The following is a 16101-nucleotide window of genomic DNA, read 5'->3' as shown; positions in this document are numbered from 1 at the left end:
TCGAAGGATTGCACAATATCATGGATTTGGTCGGCCCGGCTTCGCACAGCTATTTCTCCCAGCGCCTCAAACTGCATTATGCCGACTGGGGCAATGCGGACAAACCGCCGCTGATATTGCTGCATGGCGGCAAGGATCATTGCCGCAACTGGGACTGGGTCGCGCAGGAAATGCGCAGCGACTGGCATATCATCGCCCCCGACGTCCGTGGTCATGGCGACAGCCAGTGGAGCACCGACGGCAATTATGCGACCATGGCAATGGTCACGGACCTCGCCCAGCTGATCCATCAGCTCGACCTGTCACCGGTCACCATCGTCGCGCACAGCATGGGCGGAAACATCGCCTTGCGATACACTGGCCTGTACCCCGAAACCGTCCGCAAACTGGTGGCCATCGAGGGGCTCGGCCCGTCGCCGGAAATGCTCGCTGAACGCGAGAAGATCGGCCAGCTGCAGCGGGTGCGCAATTCGATCGAGGAAAAACGGCGGTCCGCTGGGCGGCAGGTCAAACGCTATGCAAGCTTCGACGCCGCTCTGAAACGCATGCAGGAAGCCAATGGGCATCTGTCCGATGATCAGGCCCGGCATCTCACCACCCATGCTGTCATCCGCAACGAAGACGGGAGCTACAGCTGGAAATTTGACCCTTATGTGCAGCACTGGGACAGCATCGACCTGCAGCAATCCGACATCCAGGAATTGTGGCGCAATATTACCTGCCCGACCCAGCTCCATTATGGTGCGGACAGCTGGGCCAGCAATCCGGAAAAAGATGGGCGGATGCAATATTTCGGAGACAATGTGGAGGTGAAGGAGTTTGCCGATGCCGGACACTGGTTGCATCATGACCAGTTTGATGCCTTCGTGTCAGAATTGCGCGCCTTTCTTTGAACCGCGGTCCCGATTGTGATCCCGTGCATCGCTGGCGAGCTTCGGGCGGTTTTCGCCATTTCCCTGCTCGCGCACGGATTTCAATTCTTCCAGTGCTTCGTTGATCCGGATCGCGGCAATGCGCAACTTCAGACCATCCGCTGTCTCCAGGCATTGCCGGAGGTCATGCTCAAGCTGCATGAGTTCACGCTCCTCGTTTGTCAACGCGGGTTCCTGTTTCAGGTTTCTGGCCTAACTATTGGGACAGGTTGTGCCAGATGCCCAACCCTGTCTTCTCAAAATGTGAAATTTTCCATTTTGCAAGAAATGAGAAGTGCAACGCCCCGCTAGCCAGACACCTGTCTGGCGGCACCAGGCTGCTGGTTTTCGGCTCGGTATTCCGACGGCGATACCCCGAATTCAGCCTTGAAGACGCGGTTGAAAGACGGGATCGAATTGAACCCGGCATCGAGCGCGATTGTGGTGATCGGCACGGTTTCAAATTCGGGACGGGACAGATGAGCCTGCACTTCCCGCAACCGGTAGCTGTTCAAAAATTCCCGGAAGTTTCGGTACCCCATCTCCTGGTTGATCAGCGCACGCAGCTGATATTCATGGATGCCGGTCTTTTGGCAAAGCTGGTTCAACGTCAGATCATGCTCCCGGAAGAGCCCGGTTTCCATCACCTCCCGCAGCTGCCGGATCTTTTCGTCATGCGATACCGGATCGCTGCCCGACGGGCGTTTTGAAACTTTTCCGGCCTGGGCGCGGACATAATCAAGGCCGCAGACGGCAAACAGCGTGATCGCCATCATCAGGGTTATGAACGACAGCACCAGATTCAAAACCGAATAATAGACCGAGCCCCGATATTCCGAATTGAGCAGTTCGCCTTCCACAGCCAGCACAGCCGCCGGCCGGACCACAAACTGGATCGCCATCAGGATGAAGAGAATGAACAGCCAGTAGTCAAGCCGATGGCTGTTGCGATTATGCCAGAGATTTCCGGCAGCGAGCAGCACAATGGCGGCATAGGAGGCATTGGCCACGATGATCCGGAGATTGGCGAGTCCGCTGACCGAATGAATCCAGATCAGGACAGGTGTTATGCCTGCCAAAATGACCAGCGCCAGCAGAGTGCCGGATTGATGACCCGCCCTTTCGCTCACCCCCCGGAAAAGCAGTAAGGCCGAAATGGAGTAGAATAAATGGGTTCCGAAAACATGCCAGCTACTCTCGGCACCAATCGCCACGTTCGACACGAATATCCCCGCACCAAAGGCCAGATAGGCCCCGGCAAAAGCCAGTATGTAGCGCTTGTCTTTCTGGACCAGCCAGAAAGCAAAAAAGGTCAGGCTGAAGGTCACCGCCAGCAACGGGTTTAACAGACCAATAATCTGTTGGCTCATAGAGGAATCCAGCACCTCATTAGAATTTACCCGCATGTCCTGCCTAAGAGCAAAAGGCCTTTTCGGCAAGCCGTTTGCACCTGTCACGGCTCCGGAGCGAAAGCACCTGACCGAACAGGGCCCCACATCACATCCTGTCACTTTTGATGTGATCAGCCTATGGACATATCACATTACAGTGTGATAGGCGGCCCGCATGAGCAAGATTTTGATAGAGCAACTGATCGAATTGATCGAATCCGGAACCGAAACACGCGCCGGCCTCGCCCGGGCTGCCGGCCTGCATGCCAACAGCTTGCGGCGGCTGGGGGAAGACGACTGGAACCCGACCGCGGAAACGCTGGGCAAGCTGGAGACCTGGCTGGCACGGGGCGGCAGTGATGTCATGGCCAGCGCCGAGGAAATCATCAACGAGGCGCGCAATGGCCGCATGTATATCCTCGTCGATGACGAGGATCGTGAAAATGAAGGCGATCTGATCATCCCGGCGCAGATGGCCACACCGGACGCGATAAATTTCATGGCCAAATATGGTCGCGGCCTGATCTGTCTCGCGCTCGACAAGGAACGGGTCGAGGAGCTGGGTCTCGACATGATGAGCCAGAATAATCGCACCCAGCACGAGACCGCCTTCACCATTTCGATCGAAGCGCGCGACGGCGTAACCACCGGCATCAGTGCTGCCGACCGGGCGCGGACCGTGGCTGTGGCGATTGACGGGACCAAGAACAAGGACGAGATTGTCACCCCCGGCCATGTCTTTCCGCTGCAGGCGCGCAATGGCGGCGTGCTGGTGCGCGCAGGGCATACCGAGGCGGCCGTTGATGTGTCCCGGCTCGCCGGGCTCAATCCTTCGGGCGTGATTTGCGAGATCATGAAAGATGACGGCGAAATGGCCCGGCTCGATGACCTGATCGAATTCGCCCAGCATCACGGCATGAAAATCGGAACCATCCGGGATCTCATCGCTTACCGTCTGCGCAACGATCACCTCGCGGAAAAACGCAGCGAGGCCCGGTTCCAGAGCCAGTGGGGCGGCGAGTGGAATGCCATCGCCTTTTACAACAAGGCGACGGAAACCGAACAGATCGTGCTCCAGAAAGGTCATGTCGATCCCGACCAGCCCACTCTGGTCCGGATGCATGCCTTCAACATATTCGGTGACATTTTCGGCAAGGACGGCGCCGGCGATCAGATCCTTCGGCGTTCCATGGAAATAATCGGAGAGGAAGGCGCAGGTGTCATCGTCATGATCCCGCGGTCCGACAGCCGCTTTCTGTCCAATCAGGTGCGCAAGCTCAATGGTGAGCCCATGCCCCCCATGGATCAGCTTCGGGACTATGGCGTCGGCGCACAGATCCTGACCGAGCTGGGTGTCAGTGATATGGAATTGCTGTCCAATGCCAGTCATGAGCTGGTGGGTCTGGATGCCTATGGGCTGCGCATCGTCGGGCAACGGGCCGTTCCCGCCACCAGATCCATCAAAGAAGCGGAGATTGCCTGATGGCCAAATTCCTGATCGTTGAAGCGCGCTTTTACGAGCATTTGAATGACATGCTGCTGGACGGTGCGCGCGGTGCACTGGAAGCCGCTGGCCATGAACATGAAACGCTCACCGTACCCGGTGCCCTCGAAATTCCGGGCGCGATTTCGCTGGCGATCGACAGCGGGGAATATGACGGATATGTCGCGATCGGCGTCGTGATCCGGGGCGAGACCTATCATTTCGAAATTGTCGCGGGCGAGAGCGCACGCGGGATCATGGCACTGACCATGGATGGCGCGGCGATCGGCAATGGCATTATCACCACTGAAGACGAGGAACAGGCTCTGGCCCGTGCGGACAAAACCCGCAAGAACAAGGGCGGAGAAGCCGCTGCAGCGGCCATCGCCATGTATGATCTGGGTCAGAAGTTCGCCGGTTAACGAGCGCCGTCTGCAAGACAGCGCTCGCATATCGGTCTTCCGCTTTACTGAACGCTTGCGACAGCCTGCTTGAACTGGTCAGCGGTCATGGCAATCGCAATGCCTTCGCCCTGCATCATGAAGGACGCAACCGGGAGCTGAACCTCCTGCCCTTCGCCATGCGCGACAGTGACATATTGCTCGTCGCGATCACTGATCGTCCCGATGATCGCCGTGCCGTTGATGCTTTTCACTTCCGTGCCAGGGGTCAGACTTGCCAGCAATTTCGCCTGCGCATCTGCTGCTGCCTTTTCCACGGCGGCGTCCAGATCTGCCTTGGTCATGGAAATAGACAGGCCAGAATCTGTCTTGGCAAAGGCACTGGTCGGCAGAGCGGCCTTGTTCTTGCCGGTGTCCACAACGACAACGCCGTTGCTGACGGATTCGACCAAACCAACATCACCACCTTGTGGTCCGGAAACTTTCATGCCGGGTGTCGCCTGAACGGCATCTTGGGCCAGTGACGGCGTAGCGGACAACAAAGCTGCGCCCGTAGCCAGCGCCAGAAGATTCTTCATCTATTACTCCTTGAATATAGAAAAACGGCGGATAACCGCCGAAGGCGTCTGGCTAAAAAATCAGCGCAGCGATTGTTAAGAATGTTGAGGTGAAAGGAGCCTCAGCTGCGACGGATGCACAGCCATTTCGGGCATTGCAGCTCAGTAGCGGGAAGTTTGCAGAGGCTTGTCCGCTTCCTTCCAGGCCAGTGCCAGACGCTTTTCGATCTCGGCCGCGACTGATGCATTATTCTGCGCCTTCAGACTCTGATGCAGGCCGAACAGGGCATAGCCATTATTCGGATTGCGGCGCAGATCTTCCCAGTAGACCGTCTCTGCCTCGGCCGGGAGACCGGCCTCCAGCAATACTGCTCCGAGCATATGCCGGGTCGGCATGTACCAGTCGGTGGGTTCATTGTAGCGCAGGCTGTCCTCCAGTCGCACCGCCCGTTCGAGATGGGCGATGGCGCGGGGGAAATCTTTCTCTTTCGCCAGTATTTCACCGGTCAGCAATTCCTCGGCGATGGTGAGCAGGTCACCCGCCACGGCAAATCCCGTATAATAGTCGGTGTCGGCAGCGGTCCTCTCCCGGAAGCTGATCAGCGCGGCCAGTTCCTTTTTGGCCTCATCGAGCCGGCCCTGATGGGCATGTGCGAGGCCCCGCCCATAGTGCCACACCCCGTTCATGAAACGCATGCGGTCAATCGGCTGCGGCTCGTTCAGCATCGCCTCCCACTGACCAAAGCGCATCATCACAAACATGGGCTGAGACCGGAACAGTTCGTTGAGCGCCCAGGTATCATCCTTGAGGTCAACGGGTATCTTGTCCTTTACCTGCCGGGCCGCAGCCATGGCCGCATCGGCCCGCCCCTGAAACATCGCTGACCAGACCATGAAATGGATATTGTGCGGATAATAGGTCACAGGATACATGCCCTGCGCCCGGCACTGGACGATATAGGCATTGTCCGCCTTTGCCGCACTGGCATTGGCCGCATAGGAATCCGCATAGCGTCCGACGCGCATGTAAATATGGGACGGCATGTGTACGAGATGACCGGCACCCGGCATGAGATCACCGAGCTGGTCAGCGCTGGCAACACCGAGCTCGGGCCGGAAGGCTTCGACTGCGTGGATCAGATAATGGTGTGCACCGGCATGATCCGGATGTTTGGTCACCACTTTCTGCAATGTTGACAGAATCGTTTCCGTGGATCCCTTCGGGGTCCCGTCACGATACCAATAGTCCCACGGATTGGTGTTCATGATCGCCGCAGCGTAGAGAGTGGCGGCGTCCGGATCGTCGGGATAGCGCGCCTGGAGCGCTGCCATGCTGTCGACATAGGCGGCATCCAGCGGCGCGCGATCCGCCTTCGGATCATCGGTGTAACGCACCGCGAGCGCCTCGATAAAGGCGCGCTCTTTTTCTGACACGCTGTCCTTCAGCGCGACTGCTCTTTGCATCGCCTGATAGGCGGGGGCGACGACATTTTCCTGCATCGGCAAATTCAGATTTGGCCCGAGCACCAGCGCCACGCCCCACCAGGCCATGGCATTGTCAGGATCGAGGCGTATGGCTTCCTTGAACGAACGCAGCGCCTCGCTGTGATTGAAGCCGAGAGTCAGGCGAAAGCCCTGATCGAAAAAATACTGCGACTCCGGATTGTCCGTCGTCACCGGGATATGGTGCTTGCCCAGGCCGGTCAGCCGTGGTGCAATCGCGCTGGTGGCTGTCGCCGGGTCGGCTTGCAGCGCGCGGGGATCATGAATTTGGGCAGCTGCCGGCAGGGAAAAAGCCATTGCCAGCGCCGCTATCATCAGGCGAATCGTCATTTTCAGGGCCTCCACTCTGCCCGGTTAATAACCGAAAAACCCTGTTTTGTCACATGGTTCGCAAGCAAGTGAAGACGGACGCATCACCGGAAACAGATTGAATCGGTCTGGTGCATCAGGTGTTCTGCAAATCAAATATTCTGGCAAAGTCCCGGCGGTTCCTGCTGATGTCGGCCAGCGTAAACTTGTCCAAATGGCTCAGAAAAGCCTCTACTGCATCAGCCAGCACTGGTTTCAGTCCGCAAACCGGGGTGAGAATACAGCTATTGTCTGAACGCATCTGACATTCGACAAATTGATCAGTGGTTTCCATTGCCCGCACGACGGCCCCGACATTGATCTCTCCGGGATCCCTGGCCAGAGTGAGGCCGCCGCCCCGCCCGCGCTGACTGACAACAAATCCGGCACTCACCAGGCGCTGCGCCACCTTCATCAGATGGTTTTTCGAAATCCCATAGGTCCGCGCGATGTTATCGATTTTCTGACTGCCTTCCTGCGTTGTCAGGAACATCAGCATGCGCAGGGCATAGTCGGTCTGAGCCGTCAATTTCATTAAACATGCATATTTTATATTGCTTTTATAATCAAGCGTTGTACAAAGAGGTATATTATATACATGTTTAAGTGAGTCGCACCGATGACCCATCCCCAAACGATTGCTGCAAGAGAGGAAAAAGCCGTCCAGGCGGCCGCCCTGGGCATCACGGAAGACCGGATTTCTGATCTGGTTGAAGCCTTTTACATTCGCGTCCGTAGCGACGAGATACTTGGCCCCATTTTCAATAACCGGATTACGGAATGGCCTCCACATCTTGCCCGGATGAAGGATTTCTGGATTTCCATCGCCATTGAAGCGGGCCGCTTTCATGGCAACCCGATGGTCAAGCATCTGGCAATCCCGGACATCGACCAGTCGCATTTCACCCGCTGGCTGTTGCTCTTCGACGAAACCTTGCCCGAAGTCATGCCCAATGCTGCCGCCTGCCGCTTCTTTTCCGAACGGGCAGCACGCATCGCGGACAGCCTGCTCACCGGCATTGCCATCCACCGCGATGGCCTTCCTGACATTCCCCAGAACAAGGAGAAGCACAATGTTGCTCGATGAAACCAGTCTTGCCGTTCAAGGTGACATATTCTCTGGCGAACCGACCACGGCCTGCTCAGCACCCGGCCCCGCACCGGTCCAGCCGGAAGCCGGGACCTTTGGAATACCACCGGTGATCTGGGGCGTCATGGCGGCCAGCTATGGCTTGTTTTTCGGAGGCCTGATCCTCGGCACGGGTCATGACGGGCGGGCGATGTTCATGATCGTCATCAGCATCCTCTACACATTGATGTATTTTGGTACGGCTTTCGCGCTCAACAGTTTGCGGCGTGGGAGTTCGCGGGAGAAAAGCCAGTGGATCAAAGGGCGCTTCGACACCCTTACCGGTCCCATGAGCTTCGGTTCCGTCTTTGGCCAGATGCTGATTGTCCCGATGATGTTCGCGGCGTTCGGGCTCGCCATCGCGGTCATCCGCTTCACGGTGATGTAACTGTCATGCCGGATCCACAGGAGCCCTATTCCTCTACCCCCGTTTTTGACGAGACCAGCCTGCCCAAGGCGTTGCAGAAGGCGCATGACACCAAGGCCGGAACCTGGGGCGTGCTCGAACTGATGGCTGGTGAACTGGTCTATGTGGTGGAGGGCACAGGCTGTCGCCGGGTCATGCAAGCCGGAGATTGCCAGTTGATCGAACCACAGCAATTGCATCATGTCGAGCTGATCGGACCGATGCAGATGCAGGTCCATTTTTACCGGCAACCGCCAGAGCTTTAGAAAGGCCGGCGACTAGAGCCTGGCTTTCAGTTCCGTCATCTCTTTTCTGAGGCCGCGGATTTCCTCCAGTATCTCGTCACGCTGCGCGGTCTGTTCCTCATCGGCTTCCTCGTGCATCGCATTGACGATGATCGCGATGAACAGGTTCAGCACCACAAAGGACGTGACCAGCACAAAGGGCACGAAAAACGCCCAGGCCCAGGGGTGAACCTCCATGATCGGGCGGACGATGCCCATCGACCAGCTTTCGAGTGTCATGATCTGGAACAGCGAATAGAGCGAGGCGCCGATCGAGCCGAACCATTGCGGGAATTCGGATCCGAACAATTTGGTCGCCATGACCGCGGCAATATAGAAGACCAGCCCGAGCAGCAGGATCACCGTACCCATGGACGGGATGGCGGCAAACAGCCCCTGCACCACCTTGCGCATTTTCGGCATGGCGGAAACCAGCCGCAGGGCGCGCAGGATGCGGAGCGCACGCAGCACCGACAGCGCACCGCCAGTCGGCATCAGCGCCACGGCGACAATCACGAAATCAAAAACATTCCAGCCGTTTTTGAAAAAGCTCAGCCGGTAGACCAGCAGCTTCAACAGGATCTCGATCACGAAAATCACAATCGCGATCTGGTCGAGCCCGATCAGGACCGGGCCGAACCGGTCCATCAGAGCCGGTGATGTTTCCATCCCGATGACAATCGCATTGAGCACGATCACCGCCATGATCGCATTTTGAAAACGCGATGATTCTATCAGATTTCGGATTTTCTCGATCACGAACGCACGACTCCCTGAGGATCTTTGGTCCATTTGGAAGTTCATGCGCTGCTAATCAAGCCGCGATACTGTTATTCCCGCGATTATTGATCCTTGCCCGGTTTCGGTTTGGTCAGCTTGAGCACGAAGCGATCGGTTTTGCCGCGCAGATCCGGTCCGAAAACATTGCCTGTATGATCATCCTGCGGATTGGCGAGCATGGTCCCCTGCTCGACCATGAAGCCGGCTGCTTCGGCGGCCCTGACCGCCAGCGCCGGATCCATCCGGTGCAGAGGCGTGTTATCCGCACCGGGTTTGCCGACATGATCAATCACGCCAAAGACGCCGCCCGGTTTCAGCGTCGCCTTGACTGCGGTGAGAAAACCGATCGTCGCCTGTTCTCCGAAACTGTTATAGACATCGTGCAGGTTGAGGCCGGTGATCGCGACATCGACGCTGTTCGGTGGAATCGACAGCGCGGTCATTTCCTCGTCCAGCCGGACCACATTGGGCAGACGGTTGTCGGCCAGCCGGGCGGTCAGCGCCTTGTCATTCGCACCATCGCGCATTTGCAGAAGCACGGCCGGATTCTGGGCATAAACCTTGCCCTCGGGTCCGACCGCAATGGACAGGGCTTCGCTGTACCAGCCGCCGGAAGCCAGAACGTCAAACGCCGTGTCGCCCGGTTTCAGTCCCAGAAAGTGCAGCACTTCCGACGGTTTGCGTCCCGCATCGCGTTCCTTGTCTGCATCAGACCGGCCCGGTGCACTGGCCAGAGCCGCGCGGGTCTGGGCGATATCCACAGCTGCGCTCGCCTTCTCATGATGCGCCGCCTGAGCCGGCCCCGACATGATCATCGCCCCGGCAAGTACGGGCCCCATTCCCAGGACAGCCGTTTTCCATGCAACGGATTTCAGTGGATTTGTCTTCATGGCATTTCTCCTCCCGCGCAAGGAGACACCCGGTTTGCCGACCGGTCAAGTTCTGTTCGACCAAAAGCCTTTGCAGACATTGTTCACCCGCATTTGATGCAGGTGGCTTGACCAGAGCGACATGTTCCTTACACTGGAACAAACCATGAACATACCCGATTCGAAATCTCGGCTGAGCGAACCGCTTTTGCCCGCAGGACAGACATCTGTGAACAGGAGAGCCGCGCTCAGGGCCCGGCTGGCGCGCATTCTTTCCGCCTCGCCCGCTGGCAAGACGGAACCAGCCGACCAACGGCCAACCCATTTCACCTTTGGGGTCGATGCGCTTGATCAGGCGCTGCGCGGCCATGGTGGTCAACCGGGCATGCCCTGTGCCGCCCTGCACGAAATTCATGGCGCTGGCCGGGATGATCTGACCAGCGCCGCCGCGATGAGCCTGCTGCTGGCCGAGCGCTGCCGGGATGCAGACAAAGTCCCGGATCGCCCGGTGCTGTGGGTGTCGGAAAGCGCAGAAGCGCGGCGACAGGGCCGGCTCTATCCACCGGGACTGGCGGAACTGGGTGTGGATCCTGCACACATCATCCATGTCGAGGCAGCAGACAGCATCGCGGCGTTGCGGGCTGCGGCAGAAGGCACACGCTCGCCTGCCATGGCGGCGGTCATTATCGCGCTGTCCGGCCGCAAACCCAGGGGTCTGAACCTCACCGCAACCCGGCGGCTGTCGCTCTCGGCCCGCGAGTCGGGCGTCCTGACCCTGCTGCTCCGTTCGGGCAGCGACAAGGACGATCCGATGCCGAGCGCTGCCTGGAGCCGCTGGCAGGTGGCCGCCGCCCCATCGGCACCACTCGCCGCCAATGCCCCGGGCCATCCGGCTTTTGATATCAGTCTGCTGCGCCATCGCAGCGGACTCTACGGGCTCAACGCCCGACTGGAGTGGAATCGTGAACACCGTATCTTCCGCGCTCTGCCGGCCGGACAGGACACGCCGGACACTGGCGCTGTTCCTGCCCTTCCTGTCGTCCGAGCGGATCATCCGGCAGCACAGGTCGCCTGATCCGGCACCGGACCCTGCCACCGCCCTGCCATTTGTCCTGACCGAAAAACAGCGCGGCGCGGTGGTGATCGCGGCTGCCGACCGGCAGGCCGTGGCGCTGGGGCTCGGTCCCGGCATGAAACTCGCCGATGCCCGGGCCCGGGTCCCCGAGCTGCAGGCCCGCGAACATGAACCGCTTGCCGATGCCGTACGGCTCGCCCGGCTCGCGGAGGCCTGCGAGCGCTATACGCCAATGGTCGCGATCGATGCGCCGGACAGCCTGATTCTCGACATTGGCGGCGCGACCCATTTTTATCCGTCCGAAACCGCACTCGCGCAGGACGCCGAGGACCGGCTCGATGCCGCCGGTCATGCCGTGCAATGGGCACTGGCCGGCACGCCGGATGCCGCGCTGGCCCTCGCCCGGCATGGCCTGAAGGAGGGTGCCGAAGCGCAGCTTCCGGTCAGTGCGCTACAGATGGACAGCAAGACTCATCAGGCACTGGAACGCGCCGGGCTCTATCTTGTCGGAGACCTTGCCGAGCGGCCGCGTCCGGCACTGGCTGCGCGTTTCGGCATGGAGCTAACCCTGCGGCTCGACCGGCTGCTTGGTGTGGAGGACCGCCCGATCGACCCGCTGCGCAGTCTAGGCAATGTCGTGACCGAACGCCGCTTTGCCGAACCGCTGACGCATATCGATGCTGCGCTCGACATTCTTGGCGAGCTGTTCGGGGAGGCGGCAGAACAGCTCGCCGAACGGGGCCAGGGCGCGCGAATGATCCGGATGCTGCTGTTTCGCTGTGATGGCGATGTTGCGCGACTGGGGATCGAGACCGGCCAGCCGACACGGGACAGCGCCCTGTTCAAACGGCTGCTGCGAGAGCGGATCGACGCGCTCAATGACGAACTCAATCCCGGTTTTGGCTATGATCTCATCCGCCTCACCATTGTTGCGGCCGAGCCGCTCGCCGCAAAGCAGCTGCGTCTCGCTGGTGGGGAAGACCGGGAGGGAGACCAGGCCGCCCTGATCAGCCAGCTCAGCACCCGTCTGGGCCGTGATGCCGTCCAGCATTTCGCCCCGGCGGACAGCCATATCCCCGAACAGGGCCTGCTCGCCCTGCCGGCACTTGATGTTCCCGCGCCTGCCCCGTGGAAAATTCCCGAAAGCGACCATTCCCCGCCGCGTCCGCTGCACATGTTTGACCCGCCGCAGCGTGTGCAGGTCATCGCCGAAGTCCCGGACGGTCCGCCCTGGCGCTTCACCTGGCGGCGCAAGACCCATCAGGTGCTGCGCTATGAAGGGCCGGAACGGATCGCCTCCGAATGGTGGACCCGGCGCGATGGCCAGCAGCCCGGCAAAGGCGGGCTGACCCGTGACTATTACCGCGTCGAGGACGCGCGGGGCCGGCGCTACTGGCTGTTTCGTCACGGGCTTTATGGCGACGAAAAGGCCCGTCCCGACTGGTATATTCACGGCCTGTTTGCATGACCCTCTTCGCCGAACTCTGCGCCGCCAGCCATTACAGTTTCCTGCGCGGCGCCTCGTCTCCGGCGGACATGGTGATGCAGGCCATGGCGCTTGGCATGACCGGGATCGGGATTGCCGATCGCAACAGTGTCGCCGGGGTCGTGCGCGCGCATGTCGCGCTGCGGACAGCCCGCGAGGATGCCGAGGAGGAAGGCCTCGCCCTGCCAGATTTCAAACTGGTCGTCGGATCACGGCTGGTCTTTGCTGACGCGACACCCGACATCATCGCCTATCCGCTGAACCGGCGCGGCTGGGGACGGCTGACCCGGCTGCTATCAACCGGCAATCTGCGCGCAGAGAAGGGGGATTGCTTTCTCCATGCCGCCGACCTGCTGCACTGGGCCGAGGACATGGCGCTGATCATCCTCCCGCCACCCGACATATGTCCAGACGACGAACTCATCACAGAGCTCCGTACCCGCGCACCCCATCTCTGGCTGGCGGCGACCATGCCGCGCCGCGGACCGGACCGGCGACACCTGGAGGAGCTGGCCGCACGGGCGGCGGGCTGGAATATCCCGCTTATCGCCACCAACGATGCGCTCTATGCCGATCCCGACAAGCGACCGCTGCACGATATCCTGACCTGTATCGCCGAGAAGACAACGATCACCAAAGCCGGCCGGCTGCTTGCCGCCAATGCCGAACGGCACCTCAAGAGCCCGGCGGAAATGGCGCGGCTGTTCCGGGACTGGCCGGAGGCGATTGCCGAAACGCAAAAGCTGCTCGGCATGATCGATTTCACACTGGACGAGCTCAGCTATCATTATCCCGACGAGCCGGTCCCCAGGGGCTGGACACCGCAGGACTGGCTCGAACATCTCGCCTGGTCGGCCGCGCACGAACAGCATGGCGAGACCCTGCCCGAACGGCTGCGCGACAAGGTCGAGGACGAATTGCGGCTGATCGCGCGCATGGAATATGCCCCCTATTTCCTGACCGTCCACGATATTGTCAAACATGCACGCAGCCTTGGCATATTGTGCCAGGGGCGGGGCAGTGCGGCGAACAGTGCGGTCTGCTATCTGCTCGGGATCACCTCGGTCGATCCGATGGAGCATGACCTGCTCTTCTCGCGGTTCATTTCCGAAGAGCGCCGCGAGCCGCCCGATATCGACGTCGATTTCGAGCATGAACGGCGCGAGGAAGTCATCCAGTATATTTACGAACGTTATGGCCGGCACCGCGCCAGCATTGCCGCAACGGTCGTCCATTACCGTTCGCGCAGCGCGATCCGAGAAGTCGGCAAGGCGCTCGACCTGTCGGAAGATATCACCTCGCGCCTGTCGAGTACGGTCTGGGGCAGCTATTCCAGCAGCGCGCCGGACAAGAGATTTCAGGAAACCGGACTCGATCCCGACAGTCCGGAAATCCGCCGACTCGGTGATCTGGTGAACGAGATCCTGCAATTCCCCCGTCATCTGTCGCAGCATGTCGGCGGCTTTGTCCTGACCCAGGACCGGCTCGACGAGACCGTGCCGATCCACAATGCCGCGATGGAAGACCGCACGTTTATCGAGTGGGACAAGGACGATATTGATGCGCTCGGCCTGATGAAAGTCGATATACTTGCGCTGGGCATGCTGACCTGCATCCGCAAGGCCTTTGACATGATCAACGATCTGCAGCTCCAGCCGGCTACGCTCGCTGGTGATGCGCTGACACTCCACAATATCCCGCATGAGGATCCGGCGACCTATGACATGCTGTGCGAGGGCGACAGCATCGGCGTGTTCCAGGTCGAGAGCCGCGCACAGATGAACATGCTGCCACGCTTGCGTCCGCGCGAATTTTACGATCTTGTCATCCAGGTGGCGATTGTCAGGCCCGGGCCGATTGAGGGCGATATGGTTCACCCCTATTTGCGGCGGCGCTCGGGAGTCGAGAAAGTCACCCTGCCCTCGCCCAAACCGCCCCATGACCCGGACGAGCTCAAGTCGGTGCTCGGCAAGACCTTTGGCGTGCCGCTGTTCCAGGAACAGGCGATGAAACTGGCGATTGTCGCCGCCGAATTCTCACCCTCCGATGCCAACAAGCTGCGCCGCGCCATGGCGACATTCCGCAATGTCGGGACGATCCATCATTTCGAGCAGAAGATGATCGAGGGGATGACCGCCAAGGGCTATGACCGCGACTTTGCCGAGCGCTGTTACAAACAGATCCAGGGTTTTGGCAGTTATGGTTTTCCCGAAAGTCACGCGATCAGCTTTGGCCGACTGGTCTATGTGTCGAGCTGGATCAAATGCCATCATCCGGCAATCTTTGCCGCGGCGCTGCTCAATTCCCAGCCGATGGGATTCTATGCCCCCGCGCAGATCGTCCGGGATGCCCGCGAACACGGGGTCGCGGTGCGCGAGGTGGACGTGAACCACAGCGACTGGGACAACCGGGTGGAGTCACAATCCCCCTCCCGCTTGCGGGAGGGGTTAGGGGAGGGATTGAACATATCGGCAGGCCCTCCCCCGACCCCTCCCGCAAGCGGGAGGGGAGAAGAGATCGCGCTGCGCATCGGGTTCCGCCAGATTGACGGGTTCCGTGAAGCCTGGGCGGAGCAGATCATGGCAGCCCGGCCGTTTCGCAGCATCGAGGAGCTGGCCCGCAAGGCCGATCTGCCGTCCCGCGCCCTTCGCTTGCTCGCTGACGCCGATGCCTGCCGCTCGCTCGGCCTCGACCGGCGACAGGCGCTGTGGGAAGTCCGCCGGACTCCGGTCAGCACATTGCCCCTGTTCGAGGCGGCGCAGGCGCGCGAACTGGGTCAGGAGGAGGATTCCCGATTGCCTGCCATGACCAAGGGCGAGCATGTCGTCACCGATTATCAGAGCATCCGGCTGTCACTCAAAGGCCATCCGATGGAATTTCTGCGCGAGGACCTGCGCCAGCATGGCATTCTCAGTTGCGCGGAACTGGCACAGGCCAGGAACGGGTCGTTCCAGCGCGTCGCTGGTGTTGTCCTGATCCGCCAGCGGCCCGGCAAGGGCAATGCGATATTCATCACGCTGGAGGACGAAACCGGCGTGGCCAACCTGCTGCTCTGGGCCAGCCGGTTCGAAAAGATGCGCCGCCCGGTCATGGCTGCGCGCCTGATGATCGCCAGCGGCGAGGTGCAGAAAAGCCGCGAGGGCGTGATTCACCTGATGGTCAGCCGGATCGAGGACGCGACAGCCATGCTGGACCATATCGGCGTGCGGAACCGGCCCGCCATTCCCGCTGCGCATGTCGATGCCGCCCGGAGCGGCGGTGATCCGCGCACCAGAACGCCGGTCGCCATGGCCCGGGCCGATGAAGTCAACCGCCCGGTCTATCGCAATGAGGACAAGCAGGCCGCGCTCCGCGAGCCAGCCGTCCCGCAGCCCGTCTATCCCCGCCACGGTCACCCGCGCAATGTCCGCATATTGCCCAAGTCCCGGGATTTTCATTGACCTGCGCCGCGGAACGACAATGGTGGACTTCCGGTTAA

At 60.2% G+C, this 16101-nt stretch carries 16 protein-coding genes; 9 read left to right on the top strand and 7 right to left on the bottom strand.

The features are described from left to right. Positions 1-20: 20 nt before the first annotated feature. Positions 21-893: an alpha/beta fold hydrolase gene (locus BUQ90_RS04345; RefSeq protein WP_074203878.1), complete on the top strand. Its 873-nt coding sequence runs from the start codon at positions 21-23 to the stop codon at positions 891-893. Here the strand turns inward: BUQ90_RS04345 and BUQ90_RS04340 are convergent. Next, positions 870-1097, bottom strand: a complete 228-nt coding sequence (locus BUQ90_RS04340) for a hypothetical protein (RefSeq protein WP_143182716.1) — start codon at positions 1095-1097, stop codon at positions 870-872. The two genes, BUQ90_RS04345 and BUQ90_RS04340, sit on opposite strands and share 24 nt — an antisense overlap. A gap of 122 nt (positions 1098-1219) precedes the next feature. Continuing rightward, on the bottom strand, positions 1220-2281 hold the full coding sequence (locus BUQ90_RS04335; RefSeq protein WP_074203876.1) for a helix-turn-helix transcriptional regulator: 1062 nt from the start codon (positions 2279-2281) through the stop codon (positions 1220-1222). A 196-nt stretch (positions 2282-2477) separates the two neighbouring features. Between BUQ90_RS04335 and ribB the strand changes: the two genes are divergently transcribed. Both ribB and ribH read left to right on the top strand, forming a co-directional pair. Continuing rightward, positions 2478-3785 (top strand): 3,4-dihydroxy-2-butanone-4-phosphate synthase, encoded by a 1308-nt coding sequence (gene ribB / locus BUQ90_RS04330; RefSeq protein WP_074203875.1) that lies wholly within the window; start codon positions 2478-2480, stop codon positions 3783-3785. Then, a complete protein-coding gene (ribH, locus tag BUQ90_RS04325) occupies positions 3785-4207 on the top strand; it encodes a 6,7-dimethyl-8-ribityllumazine synthase (protein ID WP_074203874.1) in 423 nt (140 codons plus the stop codon). The genes ribB and ribH overlap by 1 nt, the downstream gene beginning before the upstream one ends. 44 nt (positions 4208-4251) lie before the next feature. Here ribH and BUQ90_RS04320 read toward each other — a convergent pair whose 3' ends face one another. From BUQ90_RS04320 to BUQ90_RS04310, 3 genes are all read right to left on the bottom strand, one after another. Continuing rightward, positions 4252-4764 (bottom strand): hypothetical protein, encoded by a 513-nt coding sequence (locus BUQ90_RS04320; protein ID WP_074203873.1) that lies wholly within the window; start codon positions 4762-4764, stop codon positions 4252-4254. A gap of 141 nt (positions 4765-4905) precedes the next feature. Continuing rightward, the gene (locus tag BUQ90_RS04315) at positions 4906-6576 is read right to left on the bottom strand and encodes a hypothetical protein (RefSeq protein WP_143182715.1); all 1671 of its coding nucleotides are present in this window, start codon (positions 6574-6576) and stop codon (positions 4906-4908) included. A 115-nt stretch (positions 6577-6691) separates the two neighbouring features. Further along, positions 6692-7129 carry an RrF2 family transcriptional regulator gene (locus tag BUQ90_RS04310; RefSeq protein WP_074203872.1) on the bottom strand — a complete coding sequence of 146 codons (438 nt, stop codon included), beginning with the start codon at positions 7127-7129 and terminating at the stop codon, positions 6692-6694. Positions 7130-7213: 84 nt separating this feature from the next. Here BUQ90_RS04310 and BUQ90_RS04305 point away from each other — a divergent pair, with 84 nt between their 5' ends. Genes BUQ90_RS04305 through BUQ90_RS04295 form a run of 3 tightly spaced genes read left to right on the top strand, consistent with a single transcriptional unit; the run spans position 7214 to position 8395 of the window. Then, positions 7214-7681, top strand: a complete 468-nt coding sequence (locus BUQ90_RS04305) for a group III truncated hemoglobin (RefSeq protein WP_074203871.1) — start codon at positions 7214-7216, stop codon at positions 7679-7681. Then, positions 7668-8111, top strand: coding sequence for a hypothetical protein (locus BUQ90_RS04300; protein ID WP_074203870.1), 444 nt, complete (start codon positions 7668-7670; stop codon positions 8109-8111). The genes BUQ90_RS04305 and BUQ90_RS04300 overlap by 14 nt, the downstream gene beginning before the upstream one ends. Positions 8112-8116: 5 nt before the next feature. Further along, complete coding sequence (locus BUQ90_RS04295; RefSeq protein WP_074203869.1) at positions 8117-8395, top strand: TehB family protein; 279 nt, start codon at positions 8117-8119, stop codon at positions 8393-8395. A gap of 12 nt (positions 8396-8407) precedes the next feature. On the opposite strand, the gene BUQ90_RS04290 is transcribed toward BUQ90_RS04295, so the two are convergent. Continuing rightward, the gene (locus BUQ90_RS04290; RefSeq protein ID WP_204244732.1) at positions 8408-9172 is read right to left on the bottom strand and encodes an ion transporter; all 765 of its coding nucleotides are present in this window, start codon (positions 9170-9172) and stop codon (positions 8408-8410) included. Between the two features lie 83 nt (positions 9173-9255). After that, positions 9256-10083: a class I SAM-dependent methyltransferase gene (locus tag BUQ90_RS04285; protein WP_074203868.1), complete on the bottom strand. Its 828-nt coding sequence runs from the start codon at positions 10081-10083 to the stop codon at positions 9256-9258. A 145-nt stretch (positions 10084-10228) separates the two neighbouring features. Between BUQ90_RS04285 and BUQ90_RS04280 the strand changes: the two genes are divergently transcribed. The 3 genes from BUQ90_RS04280 to BUQ90_RS04270 are packed head-to-tail and all read left to right on the top strand — an operon-like array spanning position 10229 to position 16063. Beyond that, the gene (locus tag BUQ90_RS04280; protein WP_074203867.1) at positions 10229-11137 is read left to right on the top strand and encodes an ImuA family protein; all 909 of its coding nucleotides are present in this window, start codon (positions 10229-10231) and stop codon (positions 11135-11137) included. Further along, the gene (locus tag BUQ90_RS04275; protein WP_074203866.1) at positions 11025-12605 is read left to right on the top strand and encodes a Y-family DNA polymerase; all 1581 of its coding nucleotides are present in this window, start codon (positions 11025-11027) and stop codon (positions 12603-12605) included. The genes BUQ90_RS04280 and BUQ90_RS04275 overlap by 113 nt, the downstream gene beginning before the upstream one ends. Continuing rightward, a complete protein-coding gene (locus BUQ90_RS04270; RefSeq protein ID WP_074203865.1) occupies positions 12602-16063 on the top strand; it encodes an error-prone DNA polymerase in 3462 nt (1153 codons plus the stop codon). Before BUQ90_RS04275 ends, BUQ90_RS04270 begins: the two co-directional genes overlap by 4 nt. Positions 16064-16101 lie beyond the last annotated feature (38 nt).

It is taken from the genome of Parasphingorhabdus marina DSM 22363 (assembly GCF_900128895.1).
GTDB lineage: Bacteria > Pseudomonadota > Alphaproteobacteria > Sphingomonadales > Sphingomonadaceae > Parasphingorhabdus > Parasphingorhabdus marina.
Note: the sequence above shows the minus strand (reverse complement) of the source record. Positions and strands in the feature narration are given on the sequence as shown.